A 19,054-nucleotide genomic window follows, 5' to 3' on the forward strand; every position below is an offset into this window, starting at 1 on the left:
GTCGATGGCCGCGTCGAGGGCGGAGTGCTGGTCGGTGGAGGCTGCCTCGGCGCGGATCGCGGGACCGCGCGAGCGCAGCGTCACCACTCATCCCGGCGAGGACGCGCGGCTCGAGCTGCGCGACGTCCGCGACCACGAACATCCAGCCCTCGTCGGCCACGGCCGCCGGGCGCACCTGCACCGGGAACGACAGCGCGCCGCCCCCGTTGGAGGACCAGCGCCCGGTGACTGAGCCGGCGGGTTGGTAGGACGGCCGGAACCGGCCACCGCTGACCCACTGGTCGGCCCAGGCCCACCCGTTCGTCGAGAACAGGTGGGCGAGCTGCTTGTAGCGCAGCAGCGGGACGACGCCCGGGTGCTCGATGGCGCGCAGCGACGACGCGCGGGTGTCCGCGACCTCGACCCCGGCGCGGCGCAGCGCCGACAGCAGCTCGGGGCGAGAGTCGGGATTGAGTCCGGGCGCTCCGAGGGCGCTGCGGACCTCGTCGGCCAGGGCCTCCAGCAGCGACGGACGGGCACCGCGCGACGGTCGTGGGCCGAGCTGCTCGGTGAGCAGCCGCTGGTGGACGTCGACGCGCCACGGCACCCCCGCATGCGTCATCTCGGCGGCGACGAGAGCGCCCGCGGACTCCGCGGCGAGGAGCAGGCCGAGGCGTGCGGCGTCCGGCGACGCCGCGACTGCTGCCAGCTGCCGGTCGTCCTCGCGGTCGGCGCGCAGGTGCTCGGCCGTGTCGTCGACGGAGAAGAGTGCCGGCTCCGACGCGACGCTCGGCCCGAGCCGGTCCCAGGCCGCCGACTCGTCGCCCGCCAGCAGGTCGGTGTTCACTGCGGGTGCCCGTCGCAGGAGCTGACGCCCCAGGCGCAGGTCGTGGCAGCGCTCGACGCGCACGCCCGCGGCGAGCAGGTCGGGGTACTGGGCCGCGGTGTCGCTCCAGACCCAGCGGGGCGGCTCGCCGGGCTCGCGCTCGCGGGCGGCGATGGCCGCGGCGAGCTCGGCGGCGGGCACCTCGACCGTTCCGTCGTCGTCGGTGAGCAGCATCCCCCCTCGAGGGCTGCGGTCGACGACGATGAACACGCCCCCAGTCTGCCGCCCACCCCCGACGGTGCCCGCCTGAGGTCGTGAGCTCAGGCGAACGGGGCAGCCTCGTCCATGAGCCGCGAGCGGATGAGGAACCGCACCCCCTCCGGCGCCTCCACGCTGAAGCCGCTGCCGCGGCCGGGCACGACGTCAACCGTCAGGTGGGTGTGGCTCCAGTACGCGAACTGCTCGGAGCTCATCCAAAACTCGATCTCTTGCGGCTGCTCGCCCGAGGGTGCGATGTCGAAGCGACCGAGGAGCACGTCCTGAGCCGAGGTCAGGAAGTCGCCCGCAGGGAAGCACATGGGTGACGACCCGTCGCAGCACCCGCCCGACTGGTGGAACATCAGGGGGCCGTGCATCCCCCACAGACGTCGCAGGAGCGCGACGGCCTCGTCGCTCAACGCGACCCGGGAGAGCGATTCGTTCTCGAGCGTGACAGCGGAATCCAGCATTCTCGGCACCTCCTCGTGCGCGGTGCGGCGACGGCCGCGAAGTGGGGCGAGCATACGACGGCCGGCCGGGCCCAGGCGCCGCGGCCGACCGCCGATCGCGCGGGGCGGCGAGCTCGCCTGCCACCCCGCGCGGCTCCGTCTAGAAGAAGCCCAGCGGCTCCTCCGAGTACGACACGAGCAGGTTCTTCGTCTGCTGGTAGTGCGACAGGGCCAGCTTGTTGTTCTCACGACCGATGCCCGAGCTCTTGTAGCCGCCGAACGCCGCCCCCGCCGGGTATGCGTGATAGTTGTTCACCCAGACGCGGCCAGCTTGGATGTCGCGGCCCGCGCGGTAGGCGACGTTCCCGTTGCGCGACCAGACGCCGGCACCGAGGCCGTACAGCGTGTCGTTGGCGATCGAGATCGCGTCGTCGTAGCCGTCGAAGCTCGTGACGGCGACGACGGGGCCGAAGATCTCCTCCTGGAACAGCCGCATTCGATTGTGGCCCTCGAAGATGGTGGGCTGCACGTAGTAGCCCTCGGAGAGGTCGCCGCCGAGATCGGCGCGCTCGCCCCCGAGGAGGAGCCGCGCTCCTTCCTGCTTCCCGATGTCGATGTAGCTCATGATCTTCTCGAGCTGATCGTTGGACGCCTGTGCGCCGACCTGCGTGTCGGTGTCGAGCGGGTTGCCTTGCACCGCGGCGCGGGTGCGCTCGACCGCATCGCCGAGGAAGCTGTCGTAGATCGACTTCTCGATGAGCGCCCGGCTCGGGCACGTGCAGACTTCACCCTGGTTGAACGCGAAGAGCGCGAAGCCCTCGAGGGCCTTGTCGTAGAAGGAGTCCTGCCGGTCTGCGACATCGCTGAAGAATACGTTCGGGCTCTTGCCGCCGAGCTCGAGGGTCGCCGGAATGATGTTGGCGCTCGAGTACTGCAGGATGAGCCGACCCGTGGTCGTCTCGCCCGTGAATGCGATCTTGCGGATGCGATTGCTGCTCGCGAGCGGCTTGCCCGCCTCGACGCCGAATCCGTTGACAACGTTGACCACTCCGGGCGGGAGGATGTCGCCGATGAGCTCCATCAGCACGAGGATGGAGACCGGAGTCTGCTCGGCCGGCTTGAGCACGACGGCGTTGCCCGCTGCGAGGGCCGGCGCGAGCTTCCACACGGCCATGAGGATCGGGAAGTTCCACGGGATGATCTGCCCGACCACGCCGAGCGGCTCGTGGTACTGGTAGGCGGTCATCGTGCCGTCCATCTCCTGGAAGTCGCCGTCCTGCGCGCGGATCGCGGAGGCGAAGTACCGGAAGTGGTCGGCCGCGAGCGGCAGGTCGGCGTTGAGCGGCTCGCGGATCGCTTTGCCGTTGTCCCACGTCTCCGCCACGGCGAGCAGCTCGAGGTTCGCGTCGATGACGTCGGCGATGCGGTTCAGCACAGCGGCCCGCTCGGTGGTGCTCGTGCGGCCCCAGGCAGGAGCCGCCTTGTGGGCGGCGTCGAGCGCGGCCTCGATGTCCTCCGCGGTACCCCGGGCGACTTCGGCGAAGGGCTTGCCGTTCACCGGCGAGATGTCCTCGAAGTACTGGCCTTTCGCCGGCGCGACCCACTCACCCCCGATCCAGTGCTCGTAGCGGGGCTTGAAGACGACCTTGCAGTCGGGCGAACCCGGTGCGGCGTAGACGGTCATGACTCTCCTTCGACGTCATTGTCAGGATGCTCGCGCAGGAGGTGCGCGTTGCCGTCACGCTAGGCGCGCCAAGGTTGCGGCTCATTGCCGCCCGTTGCGCGGAGTTGCGAGCTGCGGGCTCAGTGCCCGAGCTCGCGCTCGATCGCCTCGATGCGGGTGACGACGGCCGTTCGGCGCGGGCTCGCGGCGGGCAGCAGCTTCAGCGCCGTCGTCCACACCTCGAGGTCGAGAGCGGCGACGTCGGTGCGGGCGTAGTCGAGCAGCGTGTCCGCGGTCGCATCGGCGAGCATGCTCTCGCGGAGGCGCGAGGCGACCTCCGCCCGCATCGACTCGATTCCCGGCGCCCGCGAGCCGGGCAGGACCTCGCCCGCGTAGTGCCCGAGGGCGACGCGATGGGCCCCGCGATCGAGGAAGGCGAGCACCCGGTGTGCGTCCAGGTCGAGGCGCACCGGCAACCGGTATGGCCGGCTGAGCGGCACGAGCCCGGCGAAGCCGGCCCGCTCGAGCGCCCGCCGCAAGCGGACCATCTCGGCCCGGAGCGTCATCACCGCGTCGTCGCGCCCGTAGACCGCGGCCGCGAGCGCCTCCGCCCGCACGCCGGCGGGATGCCACGCGATGAGCGCGAGCAGCTCAGCGTGGCGCGCACTGAGCTCGAGCTCGCGGCCGTCGACCTCGAGGAGTCCGGTCTCGCGCCCGAGGACGTGCAGCTGCGGATCACGGGCGACTGCGGAAGGAGGAGCGGAGCGTGCGCTGGACGACTCGGAGCGACGGGATGCGCCGGCGAGTGCATCCAGCCTCTGGACATGGAGTTCGGCCTCGACGGCCGCAACCGTCGCCTGCAGGAGCGGCAGGGTCGCCGGCTCGACCGCGGCGTCGCCGCCCGTGATGTCGATGACGCCGATGATGCGACCGCTCGCCGGGTCATGGACGGGGACGGCCGTGCAGCTCCACGGGTGCACGATGCGGTTGTAGTGCTCGGCGCCGCGGATCTGGATTCCGTGGTCGAGAGCGAGCGCTGTGCCGGGTGCGGAGGTGCCCGCGACGTCCTCCGACCAGTTGGCCCCTTCGATGAAGGCCATGCCTTCCGCCTGGCGGCGCAGCTCGCGATCGCCGTCGATCCAGAGAAGACGACCGAACTGGTCCCCCACTGCGATGATGAGCCGCGCGTCGAAGGTGTGGCGGATGAGCAGGCGGTGGATGACCGGGAGCGTGCTCGCCAGGGGGTGGGCGGCGCGGTAGTCGCGCAGCTCGGACTCTCCGAGGTCGATCGCGCCAGGGAGGGAGTCGGGGTCGACTGCGCGAGCGCGGGCACGACGCCAGGACTCCTCCACGAGAGAGCGGATCCCTGTGGGGCGATCCGGGTCGTCCGACCCGTCGTGCGCCGCGTCGAGTAGATCACGCCAGGCGGTGGGTCGATCGGGCACGGGTGCGGAGAGCCACGGGCTCGACATGCACCACCTCCGAAGGCGCAGCCAGCGTCGGGTGCGCGCCGTCAGGATAACCCGGCAATGCCGGGATTCCGCTGCCCTCTCTTCGGCGCGGTCGGCTCGTCGGCTTGCCGACGCGCTCGGACCGTCAGTGGAGGAGCGAGCCGTCCTTCGCGAGCACGTTCTTCTCGCCCGCCTCGATCGGGAAGGGGAAGCGGTTCTGCTTCGGCGGCAGCGGGCAGTTGAAGTTGTAGCTGAAGGCGCACGGCGGCAGGATCGCCGTATTGAAGTCGAGCGTGATCGACCCGTCGGGGTTCGGCGCGAGGAAGAGGAAGCGCCCGACCGAGTACGTGCTGTCGCCCGCGGTCGCGTCGCTGAAAACGAGCTGCAGGGCGCGCCCCGACTTGAAGGCCGCGATGTCGTACTCGACCCCGTCGTGCGTGAAGCGGATCTCGCCGGGGATGACCTCGTCGCGCGTCGCACCGTCGTCCTTGAGGTGCTCGAAGCCGACGGTCGTGCCGCCCTCGATCTCGCGGAAGGTACCCGTCACGACCCACGCGGGGTCGTACGGGAAGGCGTCGATGCGGCCGAAGGTCTCGATCGCCTCGCTGCGCGAATCCCACACGCGCAGCGCGTACGCGCCGTTCTCCCCGGCGATGACGAACCCCGTCGTGCGGTCGTCGAACACGATGCTCGACGGCTGCGGGTCGTCCTTGCCGCGCACCCGCACGGTGCCCTCGACCGGCTCGCCGTCGACGACGATGCCGTCCGAGGCCTCCGCGGTCACGAGCAGCCCGCCCTCGGGGGCCGGGGCCCAGCGGCCCGGCACGCCCCAGATCGTCTGCTCGGCGTCGACCCACTGCGTGTTGACGAGCGCGAGCGGGCCCTGCGGCTGCACGGCCGCGAGGTCGCGACGCTCGCGGAAGACGCGGTAGCGCTCCTCCGGCGTGGCGGGCGCGGCCGGGGCTGCGGAGGCGGCGTTCGGGGCGGGTGCGGTGTCGTGCGACATGGGCTCCATCCTGACGGGGATGCTCGGGCCAACGCCAATCGGCGCGCCGGTGTTCCCGGCGCGCCGATCGTCGACGACGTTCCAGCCCGGTCGGTCGTCGGGCCTGTGCGAGTGATCAGCCGGCGAGCTGCCAGATCACCACGGTGCTCGAGACCTCGTTCGCGGAGATCAGGAGCGGCTCCCCCGTCGGCGAGTCGGAGGCGGCGACGAACCGCAGCACCTCCACGCCCGAGTCGGTCTCCCCAGACTCCGGGTCGGCGGCGTAGTCCCGCGTCTGCAGATACGTCACCAGGACGGGCGCCGCGGGGACGCTGACATCGAGCACCATGACGCCCCCCTGCCGCTCGAGCCCGACGAACGCGAGAGTGCGGTCGCCGAGCGTGCCGACGGCGACGGCCTCCGGCTCGGGGCCCTTGTTGTCGCTGCGGCTGTCGAAGGCGTTCTCGTCGTTGTTCGTGTTGAAGTCGGCCGGGCTGAGCTCCGCGATCGTGCGCTCGAAGAGGTCGCCCGTGTCGGCGACGCGCTCGCTCGTCGACGCGTTCCAGATGCTCGCCGAGCGGGTGCCGAAGGCGACGATGCGGTCGTAGTCGCCGTCGCCGTCGTCGTCGCCGCTCGCGCGAGTGACGGTCAGACGACCCAGCTCGGCGTTCGTCTTGAGCGTCGCCGCATCGGGGAACGCGGTCGGGTCGAGCACGTAGCCGCCCGCGCCCACGCGGATCTCCTCCGCGTAGCCCGGCCAGTCCTCGCGCGAGTCGCCCTCGTTGGCCGAGACGAGGTACGTCTCGCCGCCGACGACGAACGAGGCGATCGCATCGGGCATCGGGAGCCCGAACACGGGACGCGGCCGAATGTCGATCGCACCGTCGCGGTCGCTCGCGTCGAAGCCCGCGTCGTCGGCGGAGTGATCGACGGGCGCGAGCGCGCGGATCGCGGCGACCTCGAGCGAGGCGAGGTCGAGCTCGGCGATCGCGTTGTTCTCCTGCAGGCTCACCCACGCGCGGTCGCCCTCGACGGTGATGTACTCGGGCTCGAGGTCCTCGCTCACGCTCGCACCGGGGCCGAACACGCGCACCTCGGCGGGGAGCTCGTCGTGCCGGGCGCCGCCCTCGTCGAACGCGCGGAAGTCGATCGTCGCCGCCGCGCCGGGGTCGCGGGCGAGCATCCGTCGCACGTCGACGACGCTCACTGAGCCCTCGGCGTCGTCCTGGGGAGCGTACGAGACGGGCTCGCCCTCGTTCGCGACGAGGATGCGGCGGCCGGCCTCGTCGAAGGTCACCATGTCGGGATTCGCCCCGACCTGCACCTCTCGGAGAACCTTGCCCGCGGGGTTCAGCAGCAGGAGCGTGCCGGGGTCTGTCTTGTGCGCAGCGGGCAGCACGACGGCGGCGCGGCCATCCGTCGCGGCGACCGAGTTGATGCTCGGCCCGAACGTCGAGAGGTCGACCGAACGCTCGCGCATCGGCTGGCTCGGGTCGCTGATGTCGACGATGTCGAGCCGGGCATCCGCGTCGATGACGTACATGCGGTCGCCCGCCACGGCGACGACCTCGGAACCGTCGTTGGCGTAGCGGCCGAGGACGGTTGCGGAGAAGCCGTCAGCGCTCGCGGCGGGGGCATCGGGGGTCGATGCGATGGCCGGGACGGCGACCGTCGCGGCGAAGGCGGGGGCGAGCACGAGGGCGGCGAGGAGGCAGGGTCGGGTCATGATCGAAGCGAAGCGAGCGCGCGTGAACGCACGGCGAACGCTGATCGTCCCGCCGATGAACGCTCAGCCGAGCAGGAGAACCACGGCGAGCAGCGCCGCCGTGTGCGCGAGCCCGATGAGCGTCGCGGCCCTCTCGGCGTCCGCCGTCGCGTGCGCTGACCGACGGCACTCGCGGTGCCACCACACCGAGAACCACGACGCCGCGGCGAGCACCAGAAGGGCCACCGTGCCCGCGCTCACGACATCGCTCACGGGCTCGCCGACGAGCAGTCGCGTCACCTGGTACAGCGCGACGACGCCCCACGGGACGATGCCGATCGCCGCTCCCGCGCTGAACGCCGCGAGGCCGCGCGGGCCCGGCTTCGTCTGCCGATCCTGGATCCACAGCAGCAGCACCGCCCCGGCCGCGAGGGCGTAGATCGCGACGAGCACGCCGGCCTCGCTCACCCCGTTGAGGAGCGCGACGAGGACGACCGTGATGCTCGCGGTCTGCGACAGCTCGAGCCAGCGCCAGCCGGCCCGACCGCGCGCGAGCTGCTCATCGACGCGATCGCGCAGGGGCGGGATGCTCGCCGTGAGCCGCGCGACGGCGCTCACGAGCACCACCACGGCGGCGGCCGCCGCGAGATCGACGGACGCGAAGGGCTCGGCCGGGACGCCGGGCGCCGAGAGTCGGACCGGCAGCTCGACGGTGAGCCGGCCGGCCCCGGCGAGCAGCACGAGCCCGGCGGCGAGGTGCAGCGCGGCGGCCACGGCGTCGAGGAGCGCGCGCCGCGGCATCCGCGCCCCATCGACCGTCATGAGATCGATGCTAGCGAGGGCGACGCCGGTCGACCGGGGCCCCGTTGCCCAGGTTGTGCACACCTCGGCCCGGCACAATCGGGGCGGGCGCGGCGATCGCGCTCCCGGACGACGGATCAGTACCCGGAACGCGACAAGACTGGCCAGGAGGACCGTCATGTCGTGGATCGTGCTCATCGTTTCCGGAGTGCTCGAAGCCGTCTGGGCGACCGCCCTCGGCGCGTCGAAGGGCTTCACGCGACTCGGGCCGTCGATCGTGTTCGTCGTGGCGCTCGCGGCGAGCATGGCGGGCCTCGCGTGGGCCATGCGCGACATCCCGACCGGCACCGCCTACGCCGTGTGGGTCGGCATCGGCGCGAGCCTGACCGTGCTGTGGGCGATGCTGACCGGGGCCGAAGCCCTCTCGGTCGTCAAGCTGCTCCTCGTGCTCGGCATAGTCGCGTGCGTCATCGGGCTCAAGCTCGTGAGCGACGCGCACTGACGAGCGCCGGGGTCTCCGGGTGGAGCCGGAGCCTGTACGCGGGCAAGGGTCGTGTGGCAGGCTGACGCCATGACGAGCGTCGTCACCTCCGAGACCCGGTTCGTCCGGTCGGGGGACGTCGACATCGCCTACCAGGTCGTCGGGCAGGGTGAGCGGGATATCGTCGTCGGCATCGGCTGGGTGTCGCACCTCGAGCTCCTGTGGGAGCTGCCGGAGACCGTGCATTTCCTGCGCCGCCTCCAGTCGTGCGGACGTCTGATCCTCCACGACGCCCGCGGCACCGGTCTCTCCGACCGCCCCGCCCGGCCTGCCACGATCGACGACCTCGCGGAAGACCTGGTCGCGGTGCTCGACGCCGTCGGCAGCGAGCGCGCCGTCATCCTCGGCTGGGTCGACAAGGCCGCGGGAGCGATCGCGCTGGCCGCTCGCCACCCCGAGCGCGTCGAGGCGCTCGTGCTCGGCGAAGCGCTGGCCACGACGGTCGCCCGCGACGACCACCCGGAGGGACTGGACCCCGCCGTCATCGAGAACCTCGCCGCTGCCGTGGAGCAGGGCTCCTGGGGCACCGGCGCGCTGCTGCCGGCCATCGCACCCAGCGTCGCCCATGACCCGCGCGTCGCCGCCTGGTGGCGACGCTGGGAGCGCATGTCGGCGACGCCGAACATGGCGGCGGGGATGCTCCGCACCCTGCTCGATCTCGACGTCCGCGCCCTCCTGCCCGCCGTGACGGCCCCGACGCTCGTGCTGCACCGGTCGGAGAACATGCTCGTGCCCTCGGCCGCCGTTCGGCGCCTCGCCCACGACCTTCCCGACGGTCGCCTCGTGGAGCTGCCCGGCGCGGATCTCGCCGCGTTCTTCGGCGACACCGACGCTCTCCTCGACGAGGTCGAGGAGTTCCTCACCGGCACCCGCACGGGTGCCGACGCCGGCCGGGCCGTGCTCACCATGCTCGTCACCGACGTCGTGGGCTCCACCGCGCTGGCGGCGGAGCTCGGGGACCATCGGTGGAACGAGCTGCTCGACTTCCATCACCGCGAGGTGCGAGCGGCCCTCGCGCGTCACGGCGGCAGCGAGATCGACACGGCCGGCGACGGGTTCCTCGCCGTCTTCGCGCTCCCGAGCCGCGCCCTCGCGTGCGCGCGCGAGGCGCGGGAGCGGCTCGCCGCAGGCGGCCTGACCATCCGTGCCGGTCTGCACAGCGCCGAGGTCGTCCACCTCGGAGCGGGAGTCCGCGGCCTCGGGGTGCACGTCGCCGCGCGCGTGGCCGCGAGCGCCGGACCGGGCGAGATCCGTGCGACGGGCACCGTCGCGGACCTGGTCGCCGGCGCGCGGGCGGAGTTCGAGGAGCTCGGAGAGGCGACGCTGTCCGGAGTCCCGGGGCTCTGTCGACTCACGCGACTCGTCGACGCGCGAGGTGACGCGTGAGGGTCGCGCACACCGCCACGACGCTGTCGTGGATCCCGTCCGAGTCCGCGCAGGGCCTCCTCGAGTCCGGGTTCCAGATGGGGCTCGCGCATTACGACCCGCCGCCGTCCGACGTTCTCTCCGGACCGGACGAAGTGAGGCGCCTCCGAGACGATGACCGGTTCCGGTTCGCCAACGTGCTGGCGGGATGGGCCGAGTTCTCCGACGACGGCGTTCCGACTGCGTGGGGGTACGACGACGAGTCGGGAGTCGTCATGGGCTCGACGACAGTCCGTATCGCCTCGGTCGGCGCGACCTTCGCCGGGGTCGCCCTGCCGACGCTGCGGCCGAGCCCGGACGTCGGCACCGACTCGGTCCGGCTGGTGCAGACGGTCGGGGGCCGCACCGGGGTGCCCTTGCCTCGAACCGTCCCGTACACGCCCCTGGTGCGCTGGCAGGCGCCCATCGTGTGGACGACCCTCGCTCTCACGCTCCACTCGGACGGGCGCGGCGAGGTCGAGCTCTCGGGAGCCAGTCCGTTCCCTCGGCACTGGCTCTTCGGGACCGACGGCCGGCTGCTCGGGAAGAGCGGACTGACCGACATGAAGCGCTGGCTGTCCGACTCGTTCGGCCCGCGATCCCCGTGGGGCGAGCAGGACTCCCCCGTGCTGGTCGCCGCCGTCGAGTCCGCCGCCGAGCGCGCGCTGTCCGCTCAGATCATGCAGGCGGGCCGACGCCCGAGGGTCGAGCGGCTCGCCGCCGGGTCCGAGATCGCCCGCCAGGGCAACGCGGGAGAGGATGTGTACCTCGTGCTGGACGGGGTCTGCGCCGTCGAGGTCGACGGTCGGGTCGTCGGGCAGGTCGGGCCCGGCGCGATCGTCGGCGAACGGGCCGTCCTCGAAGGGGGCCGTCGGACGGCGACCATGACCGCCCTCACCCCCGTGCGACTCGCCGTCGCGTCGGCCGCAGACCTCGACCGAGCGCGCTTGGCCGAGGTCGCGCGAGAGCACCGCCGCGAAGAGGACTGAGTCGGATCAGTAGGGCGGACGGGACTTGAACCCGTGACCGACGGATTATGAGTCCGCTGCTCTGACCAGCTGAGCTACCGCCCCGCGGGCCGATCACGGCCCGGTTCCATGCTAGCGATCGGTCTGCGGGGTCGTTGAGCCCACGCCGTCGACGATCGGGTCGTCGACCTCCTCGCCGCGGTACAGCGCCTCGAAGGTCTCGAGCGTGCGAGTGATGTCGTGGCCGGAGACGATGCGCAGGCTCTCGCGCTTGAGCTCGAGCAGCTCGTCGTGCGGCATCGTGAAAATGCGCTCGAGCCGGTCGGCGAAGCCCTGGATGTCGCCGGGCTCGAAGAGGTACCCGTTCTCGCCGTCGTGGATGAGGTGCGGCAGCGCCATCGCGTTCGCTCCGACGACGGGAAGCCCGGAGGCCATCGCCTCCATCGTCGCGATCGACTGCAGCTCGGCGCGGCTCGGCATCGCGAAGACGGATGCCCGGGTGAGCTGCTCCTTCAGGTACTCCTCGGGCGCATAGCCGGCGAAGTGCACGCGGTCGGCGAGGCCGAGCTCGACGGCGAGGCGCTCGAGCGCGGACTTCTGCTCGCCGTCCCCGATGATCTCGACCTTCACGTCGAGCGCCGGGTCGAGGAGCGCGACCGCGCGCAGGAGCTCGTCGATGTGCTTCTCGGCCTCGACGCGACCGAGGAAGAGCGCCACGTTCTCGGTGCGCGGGGCGAAGTTCGGCGTGTAGTGGTCGATGTGGAGACCGCACGAGATCGCGTGCACGCCCTCGAGGTCGGCGTACTTCTCGAGGTAGTCGGCGGCCTTGCGCGTCGGCGTCGTGACGGATTCGGCGAGGCCGAAGGTGCGACCGGCGGCTTTCCACATGCCGCGGATGGCCGAGTCCTTGAGCGAGCCGAAGAACGGCGTGAACTGCATCGCGTTGTCAGGCATGAAGTGATTGGTGCCGACGATGCGGATGCCGCGTGCGGCGGCCTGGCGGGCGAGACCGCGACCGACGACGATGTGCGACTGGAAGTGGACGACATCCGGCTTTACCTCGTCGAGGATCCGGGCGGCGTTCTGCTCGATGCGCCACGGGAGCGCGTAGCGCAGCCACGGGTGCGGGTTCCAGCGCCACGACCGGAGGCGGTGCACGGTCATCGACTGGCCCTCGTGCTGCTCGACGCGCGTGACGTTGGGGCCGTCCTCCGGTCGTGGGGCCACGACGTGGACCTCGTGCCCCCGCTCGACGAGACCGGCGGCGAGCCGCTCGGCGAACTTGGCGGCGCCGTTGACGTCGGGGGCGAAGGTGTCGGCGCCGATCAGGATGCGAAGGGGCGTCGAGCTCGCCTCGTGCGGATGCGGTGCGTCAGGCACGATCTGGATGATCCTTGCGTCTCGGGGGCAGGCGCGCTCAGCGCCGCGGTCGGGGGGAGGAAGACCAGCGGAGTCTACGGTACCTCAGCGATGGGTCTGGGGATGGTGCTTGGCGAGCCGGATGACGCCCACGATCGCGACCCCACCGGCGATGACCGACACGATCGCGGCGGGCAGCGGGATGAGCGTCGCCTCGCCCAGGACGATGACGCCGATCAGGACCGCGATGAGTGGGTCGACGACCGTGAGGCCGGCGATCACGAGGTCGGGCGAGCCGACCGAGTACGCCGTCTGGACGAAGTAGCCGCCGAGCGCGGCGCTCGCCAGGAGGGCGACGATCGCGAGCACCGTGAGCCACTCGAAGTTGCCGTTGACGATGCGGTTGATGACGACCTTCGCGAGCGTCGCGACGAAGCCGTAGAGCACACCGGCGCCGACGATGTAGAACATCGCCCCGGCGCTCTTCCGCCGCACGGCGAAGAGGACGCCGAACGCCGCGGTCACGACCCCCAGGATCCCGAGAACGGTGAGCAGCTGCTGCTCGTCGATGCGCTGCTCGACGGCGAAGGTCGCCGCGACCACGACGAAGACTCCGACGCCCCCGACGCTCATCGCGATCGCGCCGATCGCGTGGCGATCGAGGCGGATGCTCGACAGCCGCGCGTTGAGGATCGCCGTGATCACGAGGGCGACGACGCCGATGGGCTGCACGACGATGAGCGGCGCGAAGCCGAGGCTCGTGAGCTGGAACACGATCGCGAGGCCGAGCATGACGGTGCCGAGCAGCCAGGACGGGCGGCGCAGGAGGTGCACGAGCTGCCGCGGGCTCAGGCCCGCCTTCGACCCGTCGCCGTGGCTCGCCTCGACGGTCGAGACCCCCCGGTGCTGGAACTGCGCGCCGAGGGAGAGGAAGACGGCGCCCACGAGGGCGAGCGGGATCCCGATCGCGATGAACGGACTGCGGATGAGCTCGTCCGTCAACTCGCTCAGCTCGGGGGGTAGCACCCGGACACTGTACCGACGAGCGCGCCGATATCCTGGACGAATGGCCGTGCTCCCGATCCGCATCACCGGCGAGCCGGTGCTCCATCGTCGGGCGGTGCCCGTCGAGTCCGTCGACGAGGCCCTCCTCACCCTCGTGGCCGACATGTTCGACACGATGGAGGCCGCCCCGGGCGTCGGTCTCGCCGCGCCCCAGGTCGGCGTCGGCCTGAGGGTCTTCGTGTACGACTGGACGGACGAGCACGACGTGCACTGGCGCGGCGTCGCCGTGAATCCCGAGCTCCTCGTGAGCCCGCTCGAGCTCGACGAGCTCGACGAGGACGACGAGTCGGAGGGCTGCCTCTCCGTACCCGGCGAGCGGTTCCCGCTCCGTCGTGCCGAGCGAGCGCTGCTGCGCGCGACCGACCTCGATGGCGAGCCCTTCGAGATCGACGCGCGCGGCTGGCTCGCCCGCATCTTCCAGCACGAGTACGACCATCTCGACGGCGTGCTCTACGTCGACCGCCTCGCGCACCCGCACGGCAGGGCGGCTCAGAAGGCCGTCAAGCGGAACTCCTGGGGCTCCCCCGGCCAGTCGTGGCTGCCGGGCCGCGACCACCTCGAGGACTAGTCCCGTTCGAGAGGCGAGCTACGCCGCCCACCCGAGTGCGCGCAGCGCCGCGGCGACTCCCGCGGCCGCCACGATCACGAGGATGAACGGCACCCGCAGAGCGAAGAGCCCCGCCGCAGCGACGATCGCTGGCAGGCGGGCATCGATCAGGATGCCCTGCCCCGAGCCGATCGTCTGCACGACGATGAGCCCCGAGAGCAGCGCGACCGTCATGAGGTTCGCGGTGCGCGCCGCCGTCGGGGTCTGCAGGACCCGCTCGGGCACGAGGTAGCCGACGAGCTTGATCGCGAGGACGGCGATCGACGCGACGATGATGATCTGCCAGACGGTCATCGCTCCGACTCCCCCGAGTCGGGCGCGGGCGGCACATCGTCGTGGTGCACGAGCCGCGGCTCGGGGCCGCCGGGGCGTCCGAGGAGATCCGGGATCCCGACCACGAGCGCCACGAGAGCCGCGACGAGCACCGGCAGGCCGGGCGGCAGGACGGGGATGGTCAGGGTCGTGACGACGGCCGCTCCGACCGCGACGGCGACGGGCTGCAGGGCTCGCAGACGGGGCCACACGAGGCCGAGGAAGGCCGCCGCGGCGGCCGCATCCAGCCCGTAGGCGCTCACGTCGCCGAGGAGGTCGCCGAGGAGCGCGCCGGCGAGCGTCATGAGGTTCCAGCCGACCCAGATGATCGTGCCCGTCGCCCAGAACCCGATGCGCTGGCTCTCGAGCGTCGGCTGCGCGGTCGCGACGGCCGTCGACTCGTCGATCGTGAGGTGGCCGGCGAGCAGTCGCTTCGCCCAGCCGGGCCCGACGATGGGCGAGACGCGGACGGCGTAGAGCCCGTTGCGGAGGCCGAGCAGCGTCGCACCGGCGATCGCGGCGGGTCCCGACGCCGCCCCGCCCGCGGCGAGAACCCCGATGAGCGCGAACTGCGATCCACCCGAGAACATGACCGCGCTCAGGACGCAGGCCTGCCAGACGTCGAGGCCCGAGGCGACTGCGAGCGCACCGAACGAGATGCCGTACGCGGCGACCGCGAGTCCCACGGCCCACGAGGCCCGCCAGGCCTCCGCTCGCTCTGACACTGCGCGCTCCGACACCGTGCGCTCGGATGCCCCGCTCACGAGCGCCGCAGATCCACTCCGTGCACGCCGTTGTGGTGGCGCAGCGCGGGGAACACGACGGCGAGCGTGAAGCCCACCCCCGGCTGCGTCGTGGCGGTCAGGATGCCGCCGTAGAGCTCGGCCCGGGCGCGCATCTCCGCGATGCCGCGGCCGTCGACCGTGCGCGTGAGGGCGGCGAGATCGTCGTCGATCGAGGTCGCCGGGCCGCGGGCCTCGGCGTCCGAGCCCGCCGTCCCGGCGCTCTCCGCGGCGCGGCGGTGCTGAGCGCGGATCCCGTCGTCCTCGACGCGCAGCTGCAGGCCCTGGTCGGACCACGTGAGGGTCACGCGCGCCTCGGTGCCGGGGCCGCCGTAGGCGAGCGCGTTCGCGAGCGCCTCCTGCAGGATGCGGTAGATCGCGATCTCGGCGCCGGGCTTGAGGGGGAATGCCGCTCCGAACTCCTCGACGACGACGTCGAGGCCCTGCTCGCGCAGGACGTCGACGAGCTCGTGGGCGGCGTCGAGTCGAGCGCCCTGGGCTCCCGAGGACTCGCCCTCCCCCACAAGGCTCATGACGCGGCGCAGGTCGGCGAGCGTCGAGCGCGTCGTCTCGGCGATCACGGCGGCGCTGCGGCCCGCGGCCGAGGGATCGCGCTGGGCGGCGTAGCGCGCTCCGTCGGCCTGGCTGATGACGACCGAGAGCGAGTGGGCGGCGACCTCGTGGAGCTCGCGGATGATGCGGAGTCGGTTGGTCTGCTCGGCGAGAGCCATCTCGGCGTCGAGCCGTGCACGATCGGCGCCCGCCCGGTCGGCGCCGAGCCCGGAGACGCGCTGGCTGGCGCGGAGCCACGCGACGAGGAGGACGACCGCGACGACGAGGAGAGCGACGCCGATCGACACCGCGACGAGCACGATGTCGGCCGCGTTGGCCGTGAGCCAGGTGATCACGCCGTCATCCTCTCGTGCCGTTCCGCCGCCGTCCGCGGCGACGATCCCGCCGCCGCGGACGGTGCTGCGGACGACGATCCGTGCGCCCGTCGCGATCGCGACGGAGGAGGGAGGAGGTGGCTCCCCGACTTGGACTCGAACCAAGAACCTGCCGGTTAACAGCCGGCTGCTCTGCCAATTGAGCTATCGAGGATCGCTGCGAACAGCGAGGAACACGTTACCAGAACTCCGGAGGGCCGCTCGCACCCGACGGCCTTCGTGGAGGCCGGTCAGTACCCCGCGGCGGGGTCGACGATGCCGACGAAGCGGCCGTCGCCGAGGAACCCGCGGACGTTCTCGGTGATGCGGCCGGCGAGCAGCGGCGCGGTCATCTCGGGGGTATCGGCCGAGTGCGAGGTGATGATGCAGCGCGGCTCGCTCCACAGCGCGTGATCGTCACCGAGGGGCTCCGGCTCGGTCACGTCGAGCCCGGCGCCGAGGATCCGCTTCTCCCGCAGCGCCTCCACGAGCGCGTCGGTGTCGATGAGGGCGCCGCGCGCGATGTTGACGAGCGCGGCGTGGTCCGGCAGGAGGTCGAGCTCAGCGGCGCCGATGAGGTGGCGGGTGCGCTCCGTCGATGCGGCGGCGAGGATGAGCGCGTCGGCCTCCGGGAGGATCGCAGGGAGCTCGTCGACGAGCGCCGTGCGGTCAGCGCCCGCGACCTCGCCCGCCGAGCGACGCACGACCGTGATGCGCACGCGCCACGGGGCGAGCAGGCGTATGATCTCGGCCGCGATGCCGCCCGCGCCGACGATGACGACGTGCCGGCCGTAGAGGGAGAGCCCCGTGCGGACGGGCGCCCACCGCGCGGCGCGCGCCTTCGGCGCGAGCTCGCGGAGAACGGCGTGCAGGAGGGCGACGGCGTGCTCCGCGACCGGCTCCGAGTACGCGCCCTTCGCGCTCGTGAAGAGCGGACCGCTGCCGTCGGCGTAGCGCGGCAGGACGCTCGCGAATCCGTCGACCCCGGCCCACGGGAGCTGCACCCACTGGATGCCCGGGTGGGCGTCCAGGAGCTCCGCGAGCTCGTCGGCGCGCTGCTCGCTCAGCCAGATGAGGCCGCGCGTGGCGTCCGAGAGCTCGGCCACCTCCGCGCCTCCGGCGACCGCCGCGTCGACGAAGAGCGCCATGGGGCGCGGGAGCACCGCGATCGGACCCGGCTCGATGCGGCGACCGTCGGGCGGAGGCACGCTGCGGCCCGCGAGCGGATCCTCGTGCTGCCGCGAGCCGAGCACGGTGACCGAGGCGAGGGGGACGAGCGGTCGGGCGTCGGGCGCGGTCGGCTCGGTGCCGCTGCCGTCGCGGGAGTCGGGGTCGGGGCTCGACGGGGACGCAGTCATGGCGCGGGGCCTCCAGTGATGCTCGGCGCGCGCCGGGCGCGGAGGCTATCCGCGCGCGAGAGCCGCGAGCTGCTCGACGTAGGGGTGGGTCGGGTCGCCGAGCACGTCGTCGATGCGACCCATCCCCACGATGCTCCCACGGTGGAGGACGGCGAGTCGATCCGACAGGCGGCGGATCTCGCCGACCTCGCTCGAGACGATGAACGCGGCGAATCGACGGCGGCGCTGGACCTCGGCGAGGTGGTCGAGGATGCTCGCGCGGATCGTCGCATCCACGCCTGCCGTCGGCTCGTCGGCGATGAGCAGGTCGGGCTCGAGCACGAGCGCGCGCGCGAGCGCGAGGCGCTGCCGCTGGCCGCGGGACAGCTCGTGCGGGTAGAGCGGGATCGTCGCGAGCGTCAGGTGCATCGCATCGATCGCCTCGGCGACGATGCCGCCCGCGACCTTCTTGGCGAGCTTCGGGTTCCGCTGGAAGAGCGGCAGCGCGACGTTCTCGCCCGCCGTGAGGTGGGGGTCGAGGACGGTCGAGGCGTCCTGCGGGACGTAGCCGATGCGCAGCTCGAGCTCGTCGTCCTCCCGGCGGCGCACGCGGCGCACGTCGATGCCGAGGACGCTCAGTGACCCGCCGGTGATCTCGGGCCCGCGCGGAACGGTGCGCGACGTGAGCCCCGCCATGACCGTCGCGAGAGTGCTCTTGCCGCTTCCCGCCTCGCCGATGACGGCGAGGGTCTCCCCCGGCGCGATGTCGAGCGAGATGCCGGTGAGCGCCTGGACGGCGGCGTGCCCCTCGCCGCCGCGGTAGCGGACGGAGAGATCGCGCGCGCTCACGGTCGACTCGTCGAGCTCGATCGTGCTCCGCACGTGGTCGACTGCCGTCATGGGGCTCCCCTCCCGGCGGCCGGAGCCGCAGCGCCTCCGTCGGTCACCGGCGGAGCAGGTTCTCGACTCCGACGAACCTGACATCCACTCTAGACCGAGCGGGTCTCCTCGATAGGGGCTTGCGACGAGCGCGTCGATCCGTGCGGATGCGCGGCGATCAGTCGCCGCGGATCCTCCGCCGCTCGGCCTCGAGGTCGACGAGCTGGCGCTGGAGCGTGCGGTAGCGCTCCGGGTCGCCGCTCGCGTCGGTGCGCTGCAGCGCGCCGAGCAGCTCGGTCTTCCGCCGCAGAAGATCGCGCTCGATGAGCGAGGTCGTGACCCCCGTGCAGTACTCGCGCACGTGATCGCCGCGGATCGGGAGGGGCGCGATCGCGAGCTGCATGACGAGCGGGGCGAACGCGCTCGGCGCCTCCTCGGCGGCGCGCGCGACCCACTGCTCCGTGCCGTAGTGTTCGAAGGCCCCGACGAGAGCGTCGCGCACGGTACTCAGCGCGGGGACGGTGAAGACCGTGTGGAGGGCGCGCTGCGCGATCTCGCGATCGATCTCACCGGGGTACTGGAGCACGGCCATGAGCAACTCGCGCTCGAGGCGCGTGACCGGGTCGTTCGGCAGGTCGCTCATGCTGACGGTCGGGACGCTGTAGGCGCCCTCCTCGGGCGTCCGAGCGTCATCGGCGGGTCGCGAGTCGCGCCGCTCCCCCGCGGCTCCGCCCTCCGGCGCCGCCCCGCCCCCGGC

18 protein-coding genes, 2 tRNA genes, 1 pseudogene and 1 riboswitch are annotated in these 19,054 nt (G+C 72.3%); of the genes and pseudogenes, 4 read left to right on the plus strand and 17 right to left on the minus strand.

Annotated features, from left to right (window positions below; all coding sequences use genetic code 11):
• From Q7T15_RS06670 to Q7T15_RS06700, 7 genes are all read right to left on the minus strand, one after another.
• On the minus strand, positions 1-1,075 hold a 1,075-nt coding region (locus Q7T15_RS06670), incomplete at its 3' end, for a DNA polymerase (protein ID WP_304694547.1).
• Between the two features lie 50 nt (positions 1,076-1,125).
• Positions 1,126-1,533 carry a DUF779 domain-containing protein gene (locus tag Q7T15_RS06675; RefSeq protein ID WP_304694549.1) on the minus strand — a complete coding sequence of 136 codons (408 nt, stop codon included), beginning with the start codon at positions 1,531-1,533 and terminating at the stop codon, positions 1,126-1,128.
• A 139-nt stretch (positions 1,534-1,672) separates the two neighbouring features.
• Positions 1,673-3,196 carry an aldehyde dehydrogenase family protein gene (locus tag Q7T15_RS06680; RefSeq protein ID WP_304694551.1) on the minus strand — a complete coding sequence of 508 codons (1,524 nt, stop codon included), beginning with the start codon at positions 3,194-3,196 and terminating at the stop codon, positions 1,673-1,675.
• Between the two features lie 119 nt (positions 3,197-3,315).
• Positions 3,316-4,527 (minus strand): GAF domain-containing protein, encoded by a 1,212-nt coding sequence (locus Q7T15_RS06685; protein WP_304694553.1) that lies wholly within the window; start codon positions 4,525-4,527, stop codon positions 3,316-3,318.
• Between the two features lie 244 nt (positions 4,528-4,771).
• On the minus strand, positions 4,772-5,632 hold the full coding sequence (locus Q7T15_RS06690; RefSeq protein ID WP_304694555.1) for a DUF1684 domain-containing protein: 861 nt from the start codon (positions 5,630-5,632) through the stop codon (positions 4,772-4,774).
• A gap of 115 nt (positions 5,633-5,747) precedes the next feature.
• On the minus strand, positions 5,748-7,337 hold the full coding sequence (locus Q7T15_RS06695; RefSeq protein WP_304694557.1) for a choice-of-anchor I family protein: 1,590 nt from the start codon (positions 7,335-7,337) through the stop codon (positions 5,748-5,750).
• Between the two features lie 63 nt (positions 7,338-7,400).
• The gene (locus Q7T15_RS06700) at positions 7,401-8,138 is read right to left on the minus strand and encodes a hypothetical protein (protein WP_304694559.1); all 738 of its coding nucleotides are present in this window, start codon (positions 8,136-8,138) and stop codon (positions 7,401-7,403) included.
• 82 nt (positions 8,139-8,220) lie between these two features.
• Positions 8,221-8,286, plus strand: a riboswitch (guanidine-III (ykkC-III) riboswitch).
• Positions 8,287-8,295: 9 nt separating this feature from the next.
• On the opposite strand from Q7T15_RS06700, the gene Q7T15_RS06705 reads away from it, so the two are divergent.
• From Q7T15_RS06705 to Q7T15_RS06715, 3 genes are all read left to right on the plus strand, one after another.
• Positions 8,296-8,619, plus strand: a complete 324-nt coding sequence (locus Q7T15_RS06705) for a multidrug efflux SMR transporter (RefSeq protein WP_304694561.1) — start codon at positions 8,296-8,298, stop codon at positions 8,617-8,619.
• Positions 8,620-8,688: 69 nt separating this feature from the next.
• Positions 8,689-10,044, plus strand: coding sequence for an adenylate/guanylate cyclase domain-containing protein (locus tag Q7T15_RS06710; RefSeq protein ID WP_304694563.1), 1,356 nt, complete (start codon positions 8,689-8,691; stop codon positions 10,042-10,044).
• Positions 10,041-11,051 (plus strand): cyclic nucleotide-binding domain-containing protein, encoded by a 1,011-nt coding sequence (locus Q7T15_RS06715; protein ID WP_304694566.1) that lies wholly within the window; start codon positions 10,041-10,043, stop codon positions 11,049-11,051. The genes Q7T15_RS06710 and Q7T15_RS06715 overlap by 4 nt, the downstream gene beginning before the upstream one ends.
• 10 nt (positions 11,052-11,061) lie before the next feature.
• On the opposite strand, the gene Q7T15_RS06720 is transcribed toward Q7T15_RS06715, so the two are convergent.
• From Q7T15_RS06720 to Q7T15_RS06730, 3 genes are all read right to left on the minus strand, one after another.
• Positions 11,062-11,135: transfer RNA gene (locus Q7T15_RS06720), tRNA-Ile, on the minus strand.
• A gap of 27 nt (positions 11,136-11,162) precedes the next feature.
• Positions 11,163-12,410 (minus strand): glycosyltransferase, encoded by a 1,248-nt coding sequence (locus Q7T15_RS06725; RefSeq protein WP_304694568.1) that lies wholly within the window; start codon positions 12,408-12,410, stop codon positions 11,163-11,165.
• A gap of 84 nt (positions 12,411-12,494) precedes the next feature.
• On the minus strand, positions 12,495-13,415 hold the full coding sequence (locus Q7T15_RS06730; RefSeq protein WP_304694571.1) for a DMT family transporter: 921 nt from the start codon (positions 13,413-13,415) through the stop codon (positions 12,495-12,497).
• A 40-nt stretch (positions 13,416-13,455) separates the two neighbouring features.
• Between Q7T15_RS06730 and def the strand changes: the two genes are divergently transcribed.
• Positions 13,456-14,022 (plus strand): peptide deformylase, encoded by a 567-nt coding sequence (gene def / locus Q7T15_RS06735; RefSeq protein ID WP_304694573.1) that lies wholly within the window; start codon positions 13,456-13,458, stop codon positions 14,020-14,022.
• Positions 14,023-14,040: 18 nt separating this feature from the next.
• Here the strand turns inward: def and Q7T15_RS06740 are convergent, their stop codons facing one another.
• From Q7T15_RS06740 to Q7T15_RS06770, 7 genes and pseudogenes are all read right to left on the minus strand, one after another.
• Positions 14,041-14,355, minus strand: a complete 315-nt coding sequence (locus Q7T15_RS06740; RefSeq protein ID WP_304694575.1) for an AzlD domain-containing protein — start codon at positions 14,353-14,355, stop codon at positions 14,041-14,043.
• Positions 14,352-15,098, minus strand: a complete 747-nt coding sequence (locus Q7T15_RS06745) for an AzlC family ABC transporter permease (protein WP_304694577.1) — start codon at positions 15,096-15,098, stop codon at positions 14,352-14,354. The genes Q7T15_RS06740 and Q7T15_RS06745 overlap by 4 nt, the downstream gene beginning before the upstream one ends.
• A gap of 35 nt (positions 15,099-15,133) precedes the next feature.
• Positions 15,134-16,063 carry a sensor histidine kinase gene (locus Q7T15_RS06750; RefSeq protein ID WP_304694579.1) on the minus strand — a complete coding sequence of 310 codons (930 nt, stop codon included), beginning with the start codon at positions 16,061-16,063 and terminating at the stop codon, positions 15,134-15,136.
• A 117-nt stretch (positions 16,064-16,180) separates the two neighbouring features.
• Positions 16,181-16,256, minus strand: a tRNA-Asn gene (locus Q7T15_RS06755).
• Between the two features lie 76 nt (positions 16,257-16,332).
• Complete coding sequence (locus Q7T15_RS06760) at positions 16,333-17,439, minus strand: NAD(P)-dependent oxidoreductase (RefSeq protein ID WP_304694581.1); 1,107 nt, start codon at positions 17,437-17,439, stop codon at positions 16,333-16,335.
• Between the two features lie 45 nt (positions 17,440-17,484).
• A complete protein-coding gene (locus Q7T15_RS06765) occupies positions 17,485-18,318 on the minus strand; it encodes an ATP-binding cassette domain-containing protein (RefSeq protein WP_304694583.1) in 834 nt (277 codons plus the stop codon).
• A 157-nt stretch (positions 18,319-18,475) separates the two neighbouring features.
• A pseudogene (locus Q7T15_RS06770) lies at positions 18,476-19,054 on the minus strand (DNA primase); the annotation flags it as partial.

The organism is Microcella sp. (assembly GCF_030645145.1).
Taxonomy (GTDB): Bacteria; Actinomycetota; Actinomycetes; order Actinomycetales; family Microbacteriaceae; genus Microcella.

Coding starts and splice junctions, on each gene's coding strand:
- Q7T15_RS06675 (WP_304694549.1), bottom strand. CDS start 1,533: ATGCTGGATTCCGCTGTCACGCTCGAGAACGAATCGCTCTCCCGGGTC.
- Q7T15_RS06680 (WP_304694551.1), bottom strand. CDS start 3,196: ATGACCGTCTACGCCGCACCGGGTTCGCCCGACTGCAAGGTCGTCTTC.
- Q7T15_RS06690 (WP_304694555.1), bottom strand. CDS start 5,632: ATGTCGCACGACACCGCACCCGCCCCGAACGCCGCCTCCGCAGCCCCG.
- Q7T15_RS06695 (WP_304694557.1), bottom strand. CDS start 7,337: ATGACCCGACCCTGCCTCCTCGCCGCCCTCGTGCTCGCCCCCGCCTTC.
- Q7T15_RS06700 (WP_304694559.1), bottom strand. CDS start 8,138: ATGACGGTCGATGGGGCGCGGATGCCGCGGCGCGCGCTCCTCGACGCC.
- Q7T15_RS06705 (WP_304694561.1), top strand. CDS start 8,296: ATGTCGTGGATCGTGCTCATCGTTTCCGGAGTGCTCGAAGCCGTCTGG.
- Q7T15_RS06710 (WP_304694563.1), top strand. CDS start 8,689: ATGACGAGCGTCGTCACCTCCGAGACCCGGTTCGTCCGGTCGGGGGAC.
- def (WP_304694573.1), top strand. CDS start 13,456: ATGGCCGTGCTCCCGATCCGCATCACCGGCGAGCCGGTGCTCCATCGT.
- Q7T15_RS06740 (WP_304694575.1), bottom strand. CDS start 14,355: ATGACCGTCTGGCAGATCATCATCGTCGCGTCGATCGCCGTCCTCGCG.
- Q7T15_RS06760 (WP_304694581.1), bottom strand. CDS start 17,439: ATGACTGCGTCCCCGTCGAGCCCCGACCCCGACTCCCGCGACGGCAGC.
- Q7T15_RS06765 (WP_304694583.1), bottom strand. CDS start 18,318: ATGACGGCAGTCGACCACGTGCGGAGCACGATCGAGCTCGACGAGTCG.